We start from the raw sequence: 18,669 nt of genomic DNA, 5'->3' as shown, positions 1-18,669 counted from the left end.
GCGCTCGCGACACCGCGGCGCGCGATTCGAACGATTCGAAAAAAACTGGAGACACCGAATGACGAAGCTCAAGGCAGGTTTGCTGACGATGGCGCTCGCGATGACGGCTGCCACGGCCGGCGCGACGACGCTGCGGATCGCATGTGGCGCAGCCGGCGTCGACCAGGATATTTGCCAGGTCTCGGCGAAGCGCTGGGCCGAGAAGACCGGAAACGAGGTCGAATTCATCAGCATGCCAAACAACTCGAGCGAGACGCTGGCGCTTTATCAGCAACTGCTCGGTAGCGGTTCGGACAAGATCGACGTGATGCAGATCGATACGGTCTGGCCGGGCATCCTCGCGAACCACCTGATCGACCTGAAGCCGTACAGCAAAGGGTTCGAAAGCCAGTCGTTCCCGAGCATCGTCGCGAACGATACGGTGAACGGCAGGCTGGTCGCGATGCCGTGGTTCATCGATACGGGGCTGCTTTACTACCGCAAGGACCTGCTCGACAAGTATCGCGTGAAAGTACCCGCAACGTGGGATGAGCTCGACGCCACCGCGCGCAGGATCCAGTCGGGCGAGCGCAGCGCAGGCAACGAAAAGGTCTGGGGCTACGTGTGGCAGGGGCGCGCGTACGAAGGGTTGACCTGCGATGCGCTCGAATGGATCAGCAGCTACAACGGCGGCACGGTGGTCGACGACAAGGGGCGCGTGACGATCGACAACCCGGGCGCGGTCAAGGCGCTCGAGCAGTCGGCGAAATGGGTCGGCACGATCAGCCCGAAGGCCGTGCTGAACTACGGCGAAGAGGAGGCGCGCGGCGTGTTCCAGGCCGGCAATGCCGTGTTCATGCGCAATTGGCCCTACGCGTGGGCGATCGCGAATCGCACGGGCAGCCCGATCAAGGGCAAGGTCGGCATTGCGCCGCTGCCGAAGGGCGGCGCCGACGGCCGCCCGGCCGCCGCGCTGGGCGGATGGCAGCTCGCCGTGTCGCGTTACTCGCCGAATCCGAAACTGGCCGCCGATCTCGTGATGTACCTGTCGAGCGCGGAAGTGCAGAAGATGCGTGCGATCCAGGGGTCGTACAACCCGACGCTTCCGGCGCTGTATCGCGACAAGGACATCCTGCAGGCCAACCCGTTCATGGCCGACCTGCTGCCGACCTTCAGCACGGCGGTCGCACGGCCATCGACCGTGACGGGCGCGAAGTACAACCAGGTCAGCAACCAGTTCTGGAACGCCGCGCACGACGTGCTCGCCGGCAGCGACACCGCATCGGGCGCGCTCGCGCGGCTCGCGGTCGCTCTTAAACGGCTCGCGCCGGGCGGCAGCTGGCACTGAGCGCCGCGGCGCGCGCTTGATCGATCGGGCCGGCCTTTGTAGGGTGCCGGCCTGAAAGGAGACATCGAATGAGAACCGGAAGCATCGAAATCAGTAGTAGTCCTTCATTTGCTGGTGTGCCCGTCCGGGCGCGGACCGGGCTCGCTCACGCGCGCCGACGCCAGGCGTGGCTGCTGGTGACGCCTGCGCTGCTCGCGCTGGCGGCCATCGCCGGCTGGCCGCTGCTGCGCACCGCGTGGTTCAGCCTGACCGACGCGCAGCTATCCGACTTGTCGCAGCGTCATTTCGTCGGCCTCGACAACTATCTCGGCGCAGCGGGCGTGCTGCGCGATCCGGCCTGGTGGCAGGCCGTCGGCAATACCGTTCTGTTCGCCGTCGTGTCGGTGGTGCTCGAGACGAGCACCGGGCTCGGCGTCGCGCTGCTGCTCGACGTGCCGTCGCGGCTGCGTACGCTGCTGCGTGCGGCCGTGCTCGTGCCGTGGGCGATCCCGACCGTCGTATCGGCGAAGATCTGGAGCTGGATGCTCAACGACCAGTTCGGGATCGTCAACGCGATGCTGATGTCGATCGGCGCGATCCATGAGCCGCTCGCGTTCACCGCCGATGCGCAGCTCGTCTTCCCGACCATCGTGCTCGTCGACGTGTGGAAGACCACGCCGTTCATGGCGTTGCTGATGCTCGCCGCGCTGCAGACCGTGCCGCGCGATTGCTACGAGGCCGCGCGTGTCGACGGCGTGCCGCGCTGGCGCGTGTTTCGGTCGGTGACGCTGCCGCTCATCCTGCCCGGCGTGCTGGTCGCGATGATCTTCCGCTCGCTCGACGCGCTGCGCGTGTTCGACCTGATCTACGTGATGACGTCGAACAGCCGGGTCACCAAAAGCATGTCGGTCTATGTGCGCGAGCAGTTGATCGATTTCCAGCAGGTCGGGTTCGGGTCGGCGTCGGCGATGCTGTTGTTCGTCACGATCGTGCTGTTCACCATCGGCTACATGGCGCTCAGCCGCCGCCGGATGCAGGAGGCGTGACATGAAGAAGCATCCGCTCGACATGGCGATTCACGGGCTGCTGTCGGCGCTCGTGCTGGTGATCGCGCTGTTCCCGTTCATCTACATGATCGGCACGTCGATCAAGCATGGTGACGCGTTGTTCGATACATCCCTGTTCCCCGCGAGCCCGTCGCTCGACAACTATCGCCAGCTGTTTCGCGACCAGCCGTTCGGCGCGTACCTGCTGAACTCGGCGCTCGTCGCGGGCGGCGCGGTCGCGCTGTCGCTCGCGGTGTCGGTGCTCGCCGCGTATGCGCTCGGCCGCGTGTCGTTCCGCGGGCGCGGGGTGCTGATGATGTGCATTCTCGGCGTGTCGATGTTTCCGCAGGTCGCGATCCTGTCGGGCCTGTTCGAGCTGGTCCGCGCGCTCGGCCTGTACGACCACCTCGGCGCACTGGTGCTGTCCGATCTGATCTTCACGCTGCCGTTCACGATCTGGATTCTCGTCACGTTCATGCGCGAGTTGCCGCGCGAGCTGGAGGAAGCGGCACTCGTCGACGGGGTCGGCGTGTTCACGCTGATCTTCCGGATCTTCCTGCCGCTGCTGCGGCCGGCGCTGGCCGCGACGTCGCTGCTTGCGTTCGTGTCGGCATGGAACGAGTTCCTGTTCGCGCTGACCTTCACGATCTCGTCGGAGCAGCGCACGGTACCCGTCGCGATCACGATGATCTCGGGCGCGAGCAGCTACGAATTGCCATGGGGAACCATCATGGCGGCGTCGGTCATCGTCACGGTGCCGCTCGTGCTGCTGGTGCTGGTGTTTCAGCGACACATCGTCTCCGGCCTGACCGCCGGCGCGGTCAAGGGTTGACGCGTCTCGACCCGATCAGGATCAAGAGGGAAAACATGAGTCAGATCAAGTTGAACGGCCTCCACAAGCAGTTCGGCACGGCCCCCATTCTCAGCGACGTGAATCTCACGGTCGAGCCGGGCGAGTTCTGCGTATTCATCGGCCCGTCGGGCTGCGGCAAGTCGACACTGCTGCGGATCGTCGCCGGCCTCGAGGAGCAAAGCGCGGGCGACGTGTGGATCGATGGTCGATGTGTCAACACGTTCGCACCTGCGCAGCGCGACATCGCGATGGTGTTCCAGAGCTATGCGCTCTATCCGCACATGTCCGTCTACGAAAACATGGCGTTCGGGCTCCGTCATCTCCGCTTGCCGAAGGACGAGATCGACCGGAGGGTGCGGCTCGCGTCCGAGTCGCTGCGCCTCGGCGAGCTGCTCGAACGCAAACCCGGCGCACTGTCCGGCGGCCAGCGGCAGCGCGTCGCGATCGGTCGCGCGATCGTCCGCAAGCCGAAAGTGTTCCTGTTCGACGAACCGCTGTCGAACCTCGATGCGGCGCTGCGCGTGAAGACGCGCGTCGAGATCGCGAAGCTGCACCGCAGCCTTGACAGCACCAGCATGATCTACGTGACACACGACCAGGTCGAGGCGATGACGCTCGCCGACAAGATCGTGCTGCTGCGGCCGCTCGAAGGACGCAGCGGGATCCCGAGCATCGCCCAGATCGGCACGCCGCTCGATCTGTACCACCGTCCGGCGAGCCAGTTCGTCGCCGGCTTCATCGGCTCGCCCGCGATGAACTTCCTGCCGGCAAGCGTTGCGGCGGCAAGCCGTACCGAGGTTCGCGCGCTGGCACGCAACTACCCGCTCGACGCCAGCGTGTCCGGCGACAGCCTCGAGGCGGGCACCGGCGTGACGCTAGGCATCCGCCCCGAGCACGTGCGGGTTGGCACCGGTGCGGTGACGGGGCAGGTCGCGCACGTCGAGCAGATGGGCGAACACACCTATCTGTATCTCGACACACCGCTGTGCGGCCAGCCGATCGTGGCGAAGACCGATGCCGGCGGCGCGCGGATCGGTGACCGCCTGCGCGTCGATCTGCCGGCCGGCGCGTTGCATCTGTTTCATCCGGACGGACGCGCGGCGGCACGGACGCCGCGCGAGCCTGCCGCGCCGGCGCTCGCGATCGCCTGAGCGGCACGCGGCGAATCCAGCCACAGGTTTCAGGCGGCCACGGCGCATGGCCGCTGTCGAATTGGCGCCAACTCATCGATAAAGGATAGTCATGCTAAACAAGAAGCTTTCAGTGATCGTGTGGAACGAGTTCGAGCACGAACGGGAAAACGCGGGCGTGCGTGCGATCTACCCCGACGGCCTGCACCAGGTGATCGCCGCCGCGCTCGCCGAGACGCCGGCGCTCGGACACGGCGCGTTGCCGCTCGAGATCGGCACCGCGACGCTCGACCAGCCCGATCACGGTCTCAGCGAAGCGCGGCTCGCCGCGTGCGATGTGTTGATCTGGTGGGGGCACAAGGCGCACGCGAAGGTCTCCGACGAGATCGTCGAACGCGTGCAGCGACGCGTGCTCGAAGGGATGGGCCTGATCGTGCTGCATTCAGGGCACTTCTCGAAGATCTTCCGCCGCCTGCTCGGCACGAACTGTTCGCTGAAGTGGCGCGAAGCGGCCGAGAAGGAGCGGCTGTGGGTCGTTGAACCGTCGCACCCGATCGCGGCCGGTCTCGGCGAGTATTTCGAACTGCAGCACGAGGAGATGTACGGCGAGCGCTTCGACATCCCGCAACCGGACAGCACCGTGTTCATCTCGTGGTTCGAGGGCGGCGAAGTGTTCCGCTCGGGCTGCTGCTGGGAACGCGGCCACGGCCGGATCTTCTATTTCCGCCCCGGGCACGAAGCCTACCCGACCTATTACGACCGAAACGTGCAGCGCGTGATCGCGAACGCGGTGCAGTGGGCCGCACCGCGCGTGACCCTCGCCGACCGCTGCCCGAACTCGCCGCCGCTCGAGACGCTCAGCGAGAAGAGCAAGCAGTTTGCGCACGTCGGCATCCAGCAAAGCGCAGGAGACCTCGCATGAACGACGATTACAAGGTTGAGCTGCCGGAAGCGGCGGCCATCGCACGCGGCCGGCGCCTGCGCGTCGGCGTGATCGGGCTCGGGATCGGCCGCAAGCATATCGAAGGCTGGCGCGAGCATCCCGACGTCGACGTGGTCGCGATTGCCGATCCCGACGAGAAGCGGCTCGCAAAGGTCGGCGACACGTTCGGCATCGACGCACGCTACGCGTCGGCCGACGCGATGCTGGCAGCCGAGAAGCTCGACATCGTCAGCGTGTGCACGCCGAACAAATTCCATCGCGAGCTGACGCTCGCCGCGTTCGACGCCGGCTGTCACGTGCTGTGCGAGAAGCCGATGGCGCTGAACGCGGACGAGGGGCGCGAGATGCTGATCGCAGCGCAGCGCGCCGGCAAGCGGCTGATGATCAATTTCTCGTACCGCTTCAGCGCGCAGTCGCGCGCGCTGAAGGCGCAGGTCGAAAGCGGCCTGTTCGGCGATTTCTATTTCGGACGTACGGTCTGGCATCGCCGGCGGGGGATGCCCGGTTTTGGTGGCTGGTTCGGCACGAAGGCGCTGGCAGGCGGCGGGCCGCTGATCGATCTCGGCGTGCATCGCCTCGATCTCGCGCTGTGGCTGATGGGCTATCCGAAGCCCGTATGGGTGATGGGCAGCACCTACGATCCGATCGCGCGTGAACTGGCCGCGCGCGCGGGCAAGACGTTCGACGTCGAGGATCTCGCGGCCGCGCTGATCCGTTTCGACAACGGCGCGACGCTCGCGCTCGAGGCGTCATGGGCAACCAACATCCAGGAAGCGGAGTTGATGGAAACCCGCCTCCTCGGCACGCGTGCCGGGTTGCTGCAGAAGAACCTGAACGAGGGCTACACGTTCGATGCGCACGTGTTCATCGAGCAGAACGGCGCGCAATTCGACATGCGCTTGAATCCGCCCGCGGAAGGCGCGCATTCGGCGATGTACGACTACGCGGAAGCGATTCTGTGCGACGTTCCGCATCCCGCACCCGGCGAGGAAGGGCTGATCGTGATGGAAATTCTCGACGCGATCTATGCGAGCGCAGCCGCGGGCGAGCCGATCCGCATTCACGCACCGGGACCGGCGGCCGCCGACGTGCCGCCGGTGCTCGATCTCGACTCGCCGGCTGAGGTCGCGGGCTGAGTTCGTGCGGGGCCGGCGCGCGGATCGTCCAGCGCGCCGGCTGGCCGGCAGCATCGCGGACGACGCAGCACACACACCTATTCGATGACGCCGCGCATCGCACGCGGCGCACTGACAACGTTTGGAGACACGTTCATGATCGACGAAGCAGGCTGCGCCGTGCGCGGCCCCGCACGCACCCCGTTCAGGCTCACGCGGCTTGCCGCCGCGTTCTCGCTGGCCGTCGCGTCGGCCGCGCTGCATGCGGCGCCGGACCCGATGACGGTCGCCGCGGACAGCGCGCCGGGCGGCCTCTCGCAGGCCACCGGCGTCGTGCCGGCCGACACGAGTGCCGCCAACGTGGCGACGCCGACGCCGTCGTCGGCCTGGAACCAACTGACGCCGTGGACGCAGTTCCATGGCTATCTGCGGGCCGGCGTCGGCACGAGCGACGGCCATTCGCAGGCCTGCTTCCAGTTGCCGGGCGCACCGAGCAAATACCGGCTCGGCAACGAATGCCAGATCTACAGCGAACTGGAGATCGACCAGACGCTGTACAAGTTTTCGAACGGCATGCAGCTGTCGGCAGTCGGCATGGCGAGCCTCGTCAACGATCTCGACCGCACGCCGACCTTCGACGGCAATCACGGAAGGATTCGCCTGCCGCAGTCGTACGTGCAGCTCACGAACTTGCCGGGGCTCGACGACATGCGCATCTGGTTCGGGCGCATCTATTACCGGCGCAACGACGTTCACATGAACGACTTCTACTACTGGAACCCGAGCGGCCTCGGCGCGGGCGTCGAGAACGTGCCGATCGGCGGCGGCCTGAAGCTCAGCTACGCGCTGTTCCGCGAGGACTACATCGATCAGCCCAACTACGCGACGCGCCACGACCTGCAACTGTCGGGCGTGCACCCGAACCCCGGCGGCGAACTGCAGTTCGGGCTGTCCTACATCCCGGCCCGCGCGCCGGTGCTGAATGCGGGCGGCATGCTGCAGGACGCGCACAGCGGCTGGTCGTTTACGGTCCAGCACGTGCAGACCAACCTGCTCGGCGGCAAGAACAAGCTCGCGTTCCAGTACGGCGTCGGTCCGGGCACGGGCCTCGGCTACACGGGAACGCTGACCAACGACAACCGCTACAAGAGCCTGCGCGTCCTCGACGCGTTCGACTGGCAGGCGACGCGAGACTTCGGCGGACAGGTGGTCGGCATCTACCAGCGCGATATCGCGCCGTCGGGCGGGTCGCAGACCTGGGTATCGGTGGGCGTGCGGCCGGTGTATGCGTTCACGCAGCACATCAAGCTGCAGGGCGACCTCGGGCACGATCGCGTGACGCCGTCCGGCGGCCCGACGCGCACGCTGCTGAAGGCGAGCGTCGCGCTGACGCTCGCGATGGACCGCTCGTTCTGGTCGCGGCCCGAATTCCGCGTGTTCTACACGTATGCGCGCTGGAACCAGGCCGCGCAGGATGCGGCGGCGCCCGGGGATCCGCTGTCGACGACGGGTATCTTCGGCACGTCGCGTACGGGTTCGACGGTTGGTGCGCAGGTCGAATGGTGGTGGTGAGCGCGATGACGGAACGTTGTACGACGATACCGATGGGTGCCGATGCCGAGCCGTTCTCGCGCATCGTGTTCGGGATGTGGCGGATCGGCGACTGGGCGTTGTCGGTCCGCGAGCGTCGCGCGCTGATCGAGGCAGCGCTGGAACTCGGCGTGACGAGTTTCGACCATGCGGACATCTATGGCGACTATGCGGCCGAGGGCCTGTTCGGCGACGTGCTGGCCGATGCGCCGCACCTGCGCGAACGGATGCGGATCATCACGAAGTGCGGGATCCGGCTCGTATCCGCGCGCCGGCCCACGCACGGGATCAAGCACTACGACACGCGGGCCGCGCATGTCGTCGCGTCGGTCGAGCAGTCGCTGCGCGCGCTGCGCACCGACCGGCTCGACTTGCTGCTGCTGCATCGTCCCGATCCGCTGATGGATGCCGACGAAGTCGCGACGACCTTTGCCGCGCTCCGGCGTGACGGAAAGGTGAGGGAATTCGGGATATCGAACTTTACGGCGGCACAGGCAGCGTTGCTGCAGGACCGGATGGCGGCGCACGGGATGTCGCTCGCGACGAACCAGGTCGAATGTTCGCTGCTGCATCTCGCACCGCTCGACGACGGCACGTTCGATCAGGCGCAGCGCTGGCGTTGTCCGCCGATGCTGTGGTCGCCGCTCGCGGGCGGACGCCTGTTGACCGATGCATCGCCCGTCGCGACGCGCGTGCGCGCGACCGCGGCGCGGATCGGCGACGCGCTTGGCGTGTCCGCGACGACGGTGCTGTTCGCGTGGCTGCTCGCGCTGCCATGCCGGCCGTTACCGATCGTCGGGTCGGGCCGGATCGCGGCGCTGCGCGAAGCGGTGGAGGCAACCCGCATCCCGCTCGGGCGCGAGCAGTGGTTCGAGCTGCTGAGCGCGGCGCGCGGCGTGGAGGTGCCATGACCGTTGCGATCGACACACGATGACAACTCGGGAGAGACGATGAGCGAAGCGATCATGAATGGCCCACCGGTTGAGCCGGGCGGCGTGCGCGCCGACGAACCCCGCTTGCTGGCGGACATCGGCGGCACGCACGCGCGCTTCGCGCTGGAGACCGCGCGCGGCGGGATCGGCGACGTGCGCGTCTATCGATGCCGCGCCCATGCCGGTGTGGACGACGCGGTGCGCGCGTTCCTGCGCGACGCGGGTGGCGTGCGGGTGCGCGACGCGGCGATCGCGATCGCCAATCCCGTGGACGGCGACATGGTCAGCATGACCAATCATGACTGGCGTTTCTCGATCGACGCGACGCGCCGCGCGCTCGGATTCGACACGCTGCGCGTCTTCAACGACTTCGCGGCGCTGGCGATGGCCGTGCCGCATCTGTCCGCGGGACAACGGCGGCAGGTCGGCGGCGGGCACGCGGCGCCCGCGGGTACGATCGGCGTGCTCGGCGCGGGAACGGGGCTGGGCGTCTCGGCACTCGTGCGCGCGGGCGACGCATGGGTGCCGTTGTCCGGCGAGGGCGGGCATGTGTCGTTTGCGCCTGCCGACGCACGCGAGGCCGACGTGCTGCACTACGCGCGGGCGCGCTGGCCGCACGTATCGTTCGAGCGGCTGGTCGCCGGGCCTGGCATCGCGGTGATTCACGCGGCGCTTGCGGCGCGCGACGGCTACGACGCGCCCGGGGCCGACGCGACCGATACGGCCGCCATCATCGATCGTGCGCTCGACGGCGACGCACGCAGCGTGGCGACGCTCGAGTGCTTCTGCGGCATGCTCGGTACGTTCGCGGGCAATCTGGCTCTGACCCTCGGCGCGACCGGCGGCATTCATATCGGTGGAGGCGTCGTGCCGCGCCTCGGTGCATGGTTCGATGCGTCGCCGTTTCGTGACCGCTTCGAGGCGAAGGGGCGCTTTGCCGGCTATCTCGCGAAGATTCCGACCTTCGTGATCACCGCACCGCATCCGGCCTTCGTCGGCGTGTCGCGCCTGCTCGCCCGGGCGTTGGGCGAGGCCGGCTGACGCGTTGCACGGGCCGCCGAGCCGTTGCACGAAGGTTGCCTTCCCGACGCCCATCGATCGGATGGACGCTCGCGTTGCCACGCATGCTCGTCCTGTTGCACGTCGATCGACCGTGCCGCCGCCGCGGGCAACACGCGCGTGCCGTGGCCGCACCGTCATGTCCGGCCTGTGTGGCTGTCACTCGACTGTCTGAAACGTGTCGGCGTGCTGAAAGAAATCCGGCCGTGCGCGACGCCGGCTTATGGAATACGCCGACTGGAACTTGTCCCGGAACTCATTTACTTTTAGAACAGTGTCGCCTATGCGTCGGGCGTTCCGGAGGAGTCGTGACCGCATTCCAGAAAGTGTGGCAGTTGCTCGTCGGAAAACCGCTCGACCCGCTCGATCCGCGCACGCGGCATGCGATCGCCGTGACGCCGCTGCTCGCCTGGGTCGGGCTCGGCGCCGACGGCCTGTCGTCGTCGTGCTACGGCCCGGAAGAAGCGTTCCTCGCGCTGGCGCACCACACGCCGCTCGCGCTGTTCCTCGCGCTCGCGACGGCGGCGACCGTGTTCATCATCGCGCTCGGCTACAACCAGGTGATCGAGCTGTTCCCGACCGGCGGCGGCGGCTACCGCGTCGCGACGTCGCTGCTCGGGTCGAAGCCGGGGCTCGTGTCGGGCGCGGCGCTGCTGGTCGACTACGTGCTGACCGTGGCGACCTCGCTCGCAAGCGGCGTCGACGCGTTCTTCAGCCTGCTGCCGGTGAGCGCGCAGGCGTTCAAGCTCACGACCGAGATCGTGCTGATCCTGATGATGACGGGGCTCAATTTCCGCGGGATGCGCGAATCGATCATGGTGCTGCTGCCGATCTTCATCGGCTTCGTGATCCTGCACTTCGCGCTGATCGTGTATGGCGTCGCCGTGCACGGCAGCAACCTCGCGATGATCGTGCCCGATGCGGTGCACGAGGCGCACGGCATGTCGCAGTCGCTCGGCGTATTCGTGATGCTCGCATTGCTGATGCGTGCGTTCTCGCTTGGCGGCGGTACCTATACGGGCCTCGAGGCCGTGTCGAACAACGTGAACATGCTCGCCGATCCGCGCGTGCCGAACGGCAAGGTGACGATGTGGTACATGTCGACGTCGCTCGCGTTCACGGCCGGCGGCATCATCCTGCTGTACATGCTGTGGCATGCGCGGCCGGTCGAAGGCGAGACGCTGAACGCGGTCGTGTTCGGCAGCGTGATCGACCATCTCGGGCTAGGTTCGGCGTTCGCGCGCCACGCGTTGCTCGCGGCCGTGCTCGCGTTCGAGGCCGGGCTGCTGCTGGTCGGCGCACAGACGGGGTTCCTCGATGGCCCGGCCGTGCTGTCGAACATGGCGTCGGATTCGTGGGTGCCGCGCCATTTCCGCGACCTGTCGGGGCGCCTCGTGCGGCAGAACGGCATCATCGTCGTCGGGCTGTCGAGCCTGCTGATCCTGTTGTGGACGCACGGCAACGTCGACGTGCTGGTCGTGCTGTACAGCATCAACGTGTTCCTCACGTTCAGCATGTCGCTGCTCGGGCTGTGCACTTACTGGTGGCATCATCGCAGCCAGCAGGGCTGGTTCAAGCATTTCTTCCTGTCGGCGCTCGGGCTGAGCGTGACGGCGACCGTGCTCGTCATCACGCTGATCGAGAAGTTCACGGCGGGCGGCTGGCTCACGGTGCTCGTGACGAGCGCCGTGATCGCGCTGTGCTTCATGATCAACCGCCACTACGCCTACACGCGCGCGCAGCTCGCCAAGGAGGACGAACTGTTCTCGGGCAAGGCGCCCGAAATCGACGAGGCCACCGCGCCGGGCAAGCCCGATCCGTCGCAGCCGACCGCCGTGCTGCTGGTCGGCAAGCATCGCGGCGCGAGCATGCACGCGCTGCTGTGGGTCAACCGGCTGTTTCCCGGGCACTTCCGCAACGTGATCTTCCTCGCGGTCGGCGAAGTGGACGCGAAGGCGTATGACGGTCACGAGCATCTCGAGCGGCTGCGCCACGCGATCACCGAATCGCTCGACTACTATGTCGCGCACTGCCGCCGCAACGGCATCGCGGCCGACTACCGGATCGCGTTCGGCACGAATCCTGTCGTCGAATTCATGAACCTCGCGTCGTCGACGCTCGACGAGTACCCGAACTCGGTGTGCTTCGCGAGCAAGCTGATCTTCCGCCGCGTGAATTTCCTCACGGCCTGGCTGCACAACCAGACGCCTGTCGAGCTGCAGGCGCGCCTGCATGTCGAAGGCAAGCAGATGGTGTTGCTGCCGATGAACGTCGGGTAGCGGCGCACGTCGCGCGCGGTCATCGCATCGCCGCACGATGATGTGCGATTCAGGGCCCGTACGCTTGAATACATCACAATGTGATATAAAATCAAAGCAGGCCTACGTGCCATCCGGCCTCCACGCCACCAACGAACCCGGCCGCGCGACGCGCGCATCGTGCCGGGCGAACGTCCGGTTCAGAAGAACGGGCGGCGCTCACGCGCAGCGGGATGGCCACGGGGCCTCGCCGCGACCGGCGGCACGATGCGCCGTACGGTTCGCGGCGACGACATGGGGAAATGACGATGCTGATCACGTTTCGCTCCTCCGCCGCACCCGACATCGTGATGTTGCGCGATCTGGCGCAGTATCTGCTGGGGCTGGTCGGCAAGGGGCTCGACGTCCGCGGCGTGATTTCCACCGACGAGCTGCCGGGTGCGATCGCGCGGCTCGAACAGGCCATCAGGGACGATGCGGCGCGCGAGCGCGCCCACGAGCATTCGACGCAGGCGTTGCGCGACGACGTGTCGCCGCATGCGGGCGGGCTCGCGCAGCGCGCGTGGCCGTTGCTGGACATGATGCGTGCGGCCCGCGAACAGGGCCGGCACGTGATGTGGGGCGTGTAGGCGCCATCGCGCGTGCCGCCCGCGGTACTGGACCTCCGCTGGAAGGCCGGCGGCAAGCGCGTCGTTCGACGCGCGGCCGCCGGCCGATTTTTTTGCGCGGCGCGCCAACGCGACTACGGATGATGATGCGTATGCGAGCGTGACGAGCGTCGCGCGGGCCGGTGCAGCAGCCTGTCGCGCGTGCGGTCGCGGCCGCGCCCGGCCGTGAAGAACAGCACCGCGAACACGAGAAGCGCGATCAGCAAGAGCGCCTGGACGAGACCGTTTTCCATGTCGCCTCCAGCATGACGAGGGACCAAGGGCGCCGCGACCGGCCGTCAGCCGGCGGGCATGAACGGGCCGGCGAGCATCGTGTCGATGAAGCGCTTGGCCAGCGCGATCGAGATCCTGACCGCATCCGCGTCGTTGCGGAATACGTGATGCTTCGGGTCGAGCAGGTGCGCCTCGTGGCATCCGCGGGCGTCGTGCCAGACCACGACGGCGAGCGGCTCGTACAGCGCGCCGAGTTCGAGCCCTTCACCGGCTACCGGGTCGACGAGCGCGATCGCGCGAATCCCGCACTGGCGATAGGTCAGGCAGAGCGGCGAAGCCATGACGGCCTCCGTGGCAGGCGCAGATCGTTCCGACCCCGTGCGGTGCGTGATCGGACGAACGGGCGCCGCGCCGTATTCACGTCAGCATCGGTATCGCTTCGATCAGCGCGATGCCGAGCAACGCACCGATCGCGGCACCGACCAGTCTCGGATGCCACCGCAGATGTAGCGCCGTCAGCAGTGCGCCAAACAGGACCAGGCCCAGCAGCGTGAACGCGATCACGAGATAACCCATCTCGAAGTCGCTATTGATGATTGGCATGATGCCTCCTTCCCCATGTCGGCGTGTCGTGTCCGGCAGCGTGTCATGCCGTCGACGTCGCACGCATGGAGGATCTGACTGAATTATATGTCGCAACGTGATACAAAAAAGCCCTCCCGTCCGGGACAGCGCGCACGGGGGCGGCATGCCGGCGTGGCGAAGCGGGTGATGCACGCGCGGCCGGCTCGCCGCCGCGCGGCTTGACGCTCGCCGGCACGTCACCCACACTGGTTCGCACGACGGGCACGCGGCGCACGAGCCGTCATGTGCGCGTCATGCGGATCGAACCGTCCGCGCCGGCGCGCGGCCCTGGCGCCCGGCAACGAACGCGCGGAGAGCTTCGACGTGGTGCTTTTTCCTTCCCGCTGGACCGGCCGCCTGCTTGCCGGTGCGATCGCGCTCGGCGCTGGCGCAGGCGCTGCCGTGGCCGATGTACGCGACCCAGGCAACGCACTCGATACGGGCACCGACGCGCCCGTCACGATCGTCAGCGATGTCCACGAATTCGTGATCCAGCACGACGGTTCGCTCGACGAGCACGACGACTCGACGCTGCGTGCGAACAACGCGAGCGGCATCGACGCGGTCGCGCAGCGCTACGTGTGGTTCGACAAGAATCTCGAGAAGGTGGACCTGCTGGCGGCCGAGACGATCGATCGCGACGGTGTCGCGCATCCGGTCGGCGCGGACGGCATCCGCGACGTGCAGGAACCGCGCTCGGCCGGCGCGCCGACGTTCCAGGACGGGCTGTTGCGCACCGTCGTGTTCCCCGGCGTCGAAGCCGGGTCCAGCACGCGCGTGGCGTTCCGCAAGACCCGCACGAAGCCGGTCAACCGCGGCTACTTCGGCTACACCGTCGAGCCGTCGCGCGAGCCGGTCGACAGCCAGCGGCTGATCTTCGACGTGCCGGCCGACATGCCGCTGTACGCGGATGCGCGCGGCTACGTCGCGCTGCCGCCGGTCACCGCGAACGGCCGCACGCGCTACGAATTCGACTACCGGCACGGCCCGTACGACCGCATCGAGAACGGCGCGGTCGGCTACGCGACCTACGGCGACCGGCTCGTCGTGTCGACGCTGCCCGACTATGCGGCGTTCGCTGCGCGCTACCGAAACGCGGCCGTCGATCCGGGCACGGACGATCCGGCCGTTGCGCAACTGGCGCGTACGCTCACGGCGGGCGCCGCCGATTCGCGCGACAAGGCGCGCATCCTGTACGACTGGGTGCAGGCGAACATCCGCTACGTCGGGCTGTTTCTCGGCGAAACGGCCGCCGCGCCGCATCGCGTCACGGACATCCTGCGCAACCGCTACGGCGACTGCAAGGACCATGTCGCGCTGTTCGGCGCGCTGCTCGCAGCGGTCGGCATCCGTAGCGAACCGGTGCTGCTCAATCTCGGGTCGGTCTACACGCTGCCGTCGGTACCCGGTTACGGCGGCGGCGCGATCAACCACGCGATCACGTGGCTGCCCGATCTCGCACTGTATGCGGACACGACGACGGCCGGCATCGCGTTCGGCTATCTGCCGCCGATCGTGATGGATCGTCCCGCGCTGCTCGTCGACACGGGCGTGCTGTCGCGCACGCCGGCCACGCAGCCGCGCGGCCGCATCGCGCGGGTCGAGATCGATGCGGCCGGGCCCGGCGCCACGCGTTTTCATGCGTACGTCGAGGACGACGGCTGGACGGCCGAACTCGAACGCAACCTGTTTCGCCGCGCGACGCCCGACCTCATCGCGCAGCTCGCGAACGACCGCCTGCGGCAAAGCGGCTTGCGCGGCCGTGCACAACTGTCGACCAGCGACCGGCGCGTGACCGACGGGCCGTTCGACGTGACGATCTCGGGCACGCTCGATCATTTCGTGTGGCCCGACGGCACGACCGCGTTGCCCGCGCTGTCGAGCCTGACCGGCGGCATCGCGACGCAGGTCGAGCGCTGGCTGGCCGAACCGGTGCGCACGCAACCGTGGGGCTGCATCGGCGGCACGTTCGACGAAACCGGCCAGATCGCGCTGCCGGCCGATGTCGCGGTGACCGACCTGCCGGCCGATACGGTCGTGCACGACCGCTTCGTCGACTTCACGTCGCATTACGTATTCGACGCGGCCGCGCGCGTCGTGCAGGTCACGCGGCGGATGACCGCGGATTTCGGCCGTCAGGTGTGTACGCCGGACGAATTCACGGCGCTGCGCGCGTCGCTCGAACACATCGAACGCGACACGCAGGCACAGATCGTCGTGCGGGCGAAAGGGCGTTGAACGGGCAGGGGAAGTGCGCGCGTCGAGGCCATCGATCGACGCGCAGGAGGGACATCATGACGGAACGGGACTACGAGATCGCCGATCTCTCGAAGGATTTGCTGGGCCGGATCGTGCAGGGCACCGTCGCGAGCGGCGCAGTCGTGGATGCGGAGCAGTGCGCGGCGCTCGCCGTGCAGTGCGCGACGGCGCTGGTCGACCGGCTCGAGGCACGCAGCGGCTGAGCGGGCGGGCGCATGCGTCGCGCGCCGCGCTTGCCGATCCGGTGTCACGGGCTGGTCGCCAGCGTGCCGCGAACGGTCGTGCGCTGACGCTGACAGTAGCGCCCGAGCCCGACAATGCCGACGAGGGAGACGAACGACAGCAGCGTGAAGAACGCCGCGAGCGGCAGCCATTGTCCGCGAAACTGCTGTGCGAGCATCGTACCGATCAGCGGCGTCGTACCGCCGGCGACCATCGCGCACAGCTGGTACGCGATCGAGATGCCGGAATAGCGGACGCGCGTCGGAAACGCCGGGGTCATGAAGCCGGCGATGACCGCGTAGATCGCCGACAGCGTGACGACCGAGAACGAAATACCGGCAACAATCGCGACGGGGTTCTGGGTCTGAACGAGCAGGAACATCGGATAGGGTGTCAGCATCGACAGCACGGCCGCGCAGGTGAGGAAGCGCGTCTCGCCGAAGCGTTGCGCGAGCAGCGCGGAGACGGGTTGCGACAGCAGCTGGATGAGGGTGACGACGAACAGGCAATCGAGTATGAACGACTTCGACATGCCGAGGTAGGTCGTCACGTACGAAATCATGAACGTATTCGTGAAGAAGAATCCGGCCGAGCCGATCGTCGTTGCCGCGGCGGCCAGCAGGATCGGTACCCACGCGGTGCGCAGCACTTCGGCGACGGGGTACTTGGCCACTGCGTTGGTATCGCGCACGCGTTCGAATTCGGGCGACTCCTTCACGCCGAGCCGGATGGCCATCCCGATGAGCAGCAGCACGAAACTCGCGAGGAACGGCAGGCGCCAGCCCCAGCTGACGAAGCTGTCGTGGTCGAGCGACGTGACGAAGCGGAACGCGAGCAACGACAGGATCAGCCCGGCGGGGCTGCCCATTTGCGGGAACGACGCGAAGAACGTCTTGCGGCCGGCCGGCGCGTGTTCGCTCGCCATCAGCACGGCGCCGCCCCATTCGCCGCCAACCGCGATGCCCTGCAGGATCCGCAGCAGCACCAGCAGGATCGGCGCCCAGATGCCGATCGTCGCGTAGCCGGGCAACAGGCCGATGCCGGTCGTCGCGATCCCCATCAGGAACATGGTCAGCACGAGCATTTTCTTGCGGCCGATGCGGTCGCCGAGGTGGCCGAACACGGCGCCGCTCAGCGGCCGCGCGACGAAGCCGACGAAAAAGGTGCCGAACGACGCCATGGTGCTCAGGAAGTGGTTGCCGCTCGGGAAGAACACGTCGCCGAGCACCAGCGCGGCGGCGGTCGCATACGTGTAGTAGTCGTAGAACTCGACGGCGGTGCCGATGAACGCCGCGGTGGCGGCGCGCACGGGCTGATGCGTGTGGGGGGCAGGTTGAGACATGGGCTGTCCTGTCGTTCGTATGAGGGCGCCGGCCGTGCCGCGATGTTCTGTCGCGCGTGGCCCTGGCGTGCCGCAATGCGGTTTATCCGTCGCCGATATGCGTGCGTAAAATTCTGTTTTTTAATTCCGAGCATTAGCGGCGTTTATGCTCGCCGCCTGCGCATGCGCGTCGGCTACGCGCCGGCATTGTGCGTGCCGTTCGAGCAGCCGGCGCGCATTGTTCGCGTCGGGCGCATCGATGCGCCCGGGGGCGGCGGCGTGGCCGGATGCCGATTGCGCACGATAGGCGTCCAGCAGCGCGCGTGCCGCGTGCGCGTCCGCATCGGACGGCGTCAGCGCCTGGTTGATCGCGTCCACATGTGCGGCGAACACCGCGCATTTCGACCGGAAGCCGAGCCCGGTCGACGTGTCGAGATCGTGCGCGAGGACGTCTGCCGCGAGGTAGGTGCAGGGCAGGTCGATCGGCTGGCAGCCGGCCGCGATGCATTCGATCAGGAAGCGGCTGCGCGCGTGCAGCAGCTCCAGCCCGTCACGCGTGCGGCGCGCGCCGAGGCTCGCAGCGAGATCTTCGACCGCCAGCATCGCGTGGCGGATGCGCGGGCTTGCCGCGAGCAGCGCGCCCAGGTGCACGAGTCCGCGGGCCGACTCGATCGTCGGCACGATCTCCGTCGAGCCGTCCGGCATGCCGTGCCGCGCTTCGAGCGCCGTCAGCGCGTCGGCGAGCCGTGCGAGTTGCGCCGGCGTTTCCGCATGCGGCAGGAAGATCGCGCCGGGGCGGCCGGGCATCACGCCTTCGAGATCGGCTTGGCCGTCCTGCTCGAGCGGGTTGATCCGCACCGCGCCGAGTGCGCCGCAGGCGGCCGCGTCGCCAAGCAGCGAGACGATGCGCTGGCGCGCGGCCGGCCGGTCCGCGGGCGCGGTCATTTCCTCCAGGTCGGCGACGATCGCGTCGGCAGACGTGCCGAGCGCGGCGGCGTGAGCGGCGGCATCGGCGCCGGGGACGAAGAGCCATGCGCGTCGCAGCGCGGCAAGCGGTCGGTCAGGGTAGCGGGTCACGGTCGGGAGCAATGTCGGGGTCGGAAAGGGGGCGGTTTCGCGTGGCGCAATGT

General features: G+C 67.7%; 18 protein-coding genes. 13 read left to right on the top strand and 5 right to left on the bottom strand.

Annotated elements, in window-relative coordinates:
- Positions 1–58 precede the first annotated feature (58 nt).
- The 11 genes from ACN8ZM_RS27805 (at position 59) to ACN8ZM_RS27755 (ending at position 12,861) form a co-directional block, all read left to right on the top strand.
- Positions 59–1,327 carry an ABC transporter substrate-binding protein gene (locus ACN8ZM_RS27805; protein ID WP_043178391.1) on the top strand — a complete coding sequence of 423 codons (1,269 nt, stop codon included), beginning with the start codon at positions 59–61 and terminating at the stop codon, positions 1,325–1,327.
- Positions 1,328–1,395: 68 nt separating this feature from the next.
- Entirely contained in the window at positions 1,396–2,352 is a 957-nt protein-coding gene (locus ACN8ZM_RS27800; RefSeq protein ID WP_420211334.1) for a carbohydrate ABC transporter permease, read from the top strand.
- Position 2,353: 1 nt separating this feature from the next.
- A complete protein-coding gene (locus ACN8ZM_RS27795; RefSeq protein ID WP_089453659.1) occupies positions 2,354–3,184 on the top strand; it encodes a carbohydrate ABC transporter permease in 831 nt (276 codons plus the stop codon).
- Positions 3,185–3,219: 35 nt separating this feature from the next.
- On the top strand, positions 3,220–4,356 hold the full coding sequence (locus tag ACN8ZM_RS27790) for an ABC transporter ATP-binding protein (protein ID WP_043178386.1): 1,137 nt from the start codon (positions 3,220–3,222) through the stop codon (positions 4,354–4,356).
- 91 nt (positions 4,357–4,447) lie between these two features.
- Positions 4,448–5,257, top strand: coding sequence for a ThuA domain-containing protein (locus ACN8ZM_RS27785; RefSeq protein WP_420211333.1), 810 nt, complete (start codon positions 4,448–4,450; stop codon positions 5,255–5,257).
- On the top strand, positions 5,254–6,414 hold the full coding sequence (locus ACN8ZM_RS27780) for a Gfo/Idh/MocA family protein (protein WP_205822921.1): 1,161 nt from the start codon (positions 5,254–5,256) through the stop codon (positions 6,412–6,414). Before ACN8ZM_RS27785 ends, ACN8ZM_RS27780 begins: the two co-directional genes overlap by 4 nt.
- Positions 6,415–6,549: 135 nt before the next feature.
- Positions 6,550–7,965 (top strand): maltoporin, encoded by a 1,416-nt coding sequence (locus ACN8ZM_RS27775; RefSeq protein ID WP_089453754.1) that lies wholly within the window; start codon positions 6,550–6,552, stop codon positions 7,963–7,965.
- The gene (locus ACN8ZM_RS27770; protein ID WP_420211332.1) at positions 7,953–8,894 is read left to right on the top strand and encodes an aldo/keto reductase; all 942 of its coding nucleotides are present in this window, start codon (positions 7,953–7,955) and stop codon (positions 8,892–8,894) included. Before ACN8ZM_RS27775 ends, ACN8ZM_RS27770 begins: the two co-directional genes overlap by 13 nt.
- Positions 8,895–8,933: 39 nt before the next feature.
- A complete protein-coding gene (locus ACN8ZM_RS27765) occupies positions 8,934–9,956 on the top strand; it encodes a glucokinase (RefSeq protein ID WP_420211331.1) in 1,023 nt (340 codons plus the stop codon).
- Between the two features lie 326 nt (positions 9,957–10,282).
- A complete protein-coding gene (locus tag ACN8ZM_RS27760) occupies positions 10,283–12,253 on the top strand; it encodes an APC family permease (protein WP_043178378.1) in 1,971 nt (656 codons plus the stop codon).
- 287 nt (positions 12,254–12,540) lie between these two features.
- A complete protein-coding gene (locus ACN8ZM_RS27755) occupies positions 12,541–12,861 on the top strand; it encodes a DUF1840 domain-containing protein (protein ID WP_059240809.1) in 321 nt (106 codons plus the stop codon).
- Positions 12,862–12,974: 113 nt separating this feature from the next.
- On the opposite strand, the gene ACN8ZM_RS27750 is transcribed toward ACN8ZM_RS27755, so the two are convergent.
- From ACN8ZM_RS27750 to ACN8ZM_RS27740, 3 genes are all read right to left on the bottom strand, one after another.
- Positions 12,975–13,133 (bottom strand): hypothetical protein, encoded by a 159-nt coding sequence (locus ACN8ZM_RS27750; RefSeq protein WP_179258840.1) that lies wholly within the window; start codon positions 13,131–13,133, stop codon positions 12,975–12,977.
- A 45-nt stretch (positions 13,134–13,178) separates the two neighbouring features.
- Complete coding sequence (locus ACN8ZM_RS27745; protein WP_043178377.1) at positions 13,179–13,454, bottom strand: hypothetical protein; 276 nt, start codon at positions 13,452–13,454, stop codon at positions 13,179–13,181.
- Positions 13,455–13,530: 76 nt separating this feature from the next.
- Positions 13,531–13,716, bottom strand: a complete 186-nt coding sequence (locus tag ACN8ZM_RS27740) for a hypothetical protein (protein WP_043178375.1) — start codon at positions 13,714–13,716, stop codon at positions 13,531–13,533.
- A gap of 345 nt (positions 13,717–14,061) precedes the next feature.
- On the opposite strand from ACN8ZM_RS27740, the gene ACN8ZM_RS27735 reads away from it, so the two are divergent.
- Together ACN8ZM_RS27735 and ACN8ZM_RS27730 are read left to right on the top strand one after the other, a co-directional pair.
- Positions 14,062–15,975 carry a DUF3857 domain-containing transglutaminase family protein gene (locus ACN8ZM_RS27735; protein WP_420211330.1) on the top strand — a complete coding sequence of 638 codons (1,914 nt, stop codon included), beginning with the start codon at positions 14,062–14,064 and terminating at the stop codon, positions 15,973–15,975.
- Between the two features lie 56 nt (positions 15,976–16,031).
- A complete protein-coding gene (locus ACN8ZM_RS27730) occupies positions 16,032–16,199 on the top strand; it encodes a hypothetical protein (protein ID WP_175025813.1) in 168 nt (55 codons plus the stop codon).
- Between the two features lie 44 nt (positions 16,200–16,243).
- Here ACN8ZM_RS27730 and ACN8ZM_RS27725 read toward each other — a convergent pair whose 3' ends face one another.
- Both ACN8ZM_RS27725 and ACN8ZM_RS27720 read right to left on the bottom strand, forming a co-directional pair.
- Complete coding sequence (locus tag ACN8ZM_RS27725) at positions 16,244–17,560, bottom strand: MFS transporter (RefSeq protein WP_043178373.1); 1,317 nt, start codon at positions 17,558–17,560, stop codon at positions 16,244–16,246.
- 120 nt (positions 17,561–17,680) lie between these two features.
- The gene (locus tag ACN8ZM_RS27720; protein ID WP_420211329.1) at positions 17,681–18,616 is read right to left on the bottom strand and encodes an HpcH/HpaI aldolase/citrate lyase family protein; all 936 of its coding nucleotides are present in this window, start codon (positions 18,614–18,616) and stop codon (positions 17,681–17,683) included.
- Positions 18,617–18,669 lie beyond the last annotated feature (53 nt).

Source organism: Burkholderia aenigmatica (genome assembly GCF_048627025.1).
GTDB lineage: Bacteria > Pseudomonadota > Gammaproteobacteria > Burkholderiales > Burkholderiaceae > Burkholderia > Burkholderia aenigmatica.
This window is presented reverse-complemented; position numbering and strand designations above follow the sequence as displayed.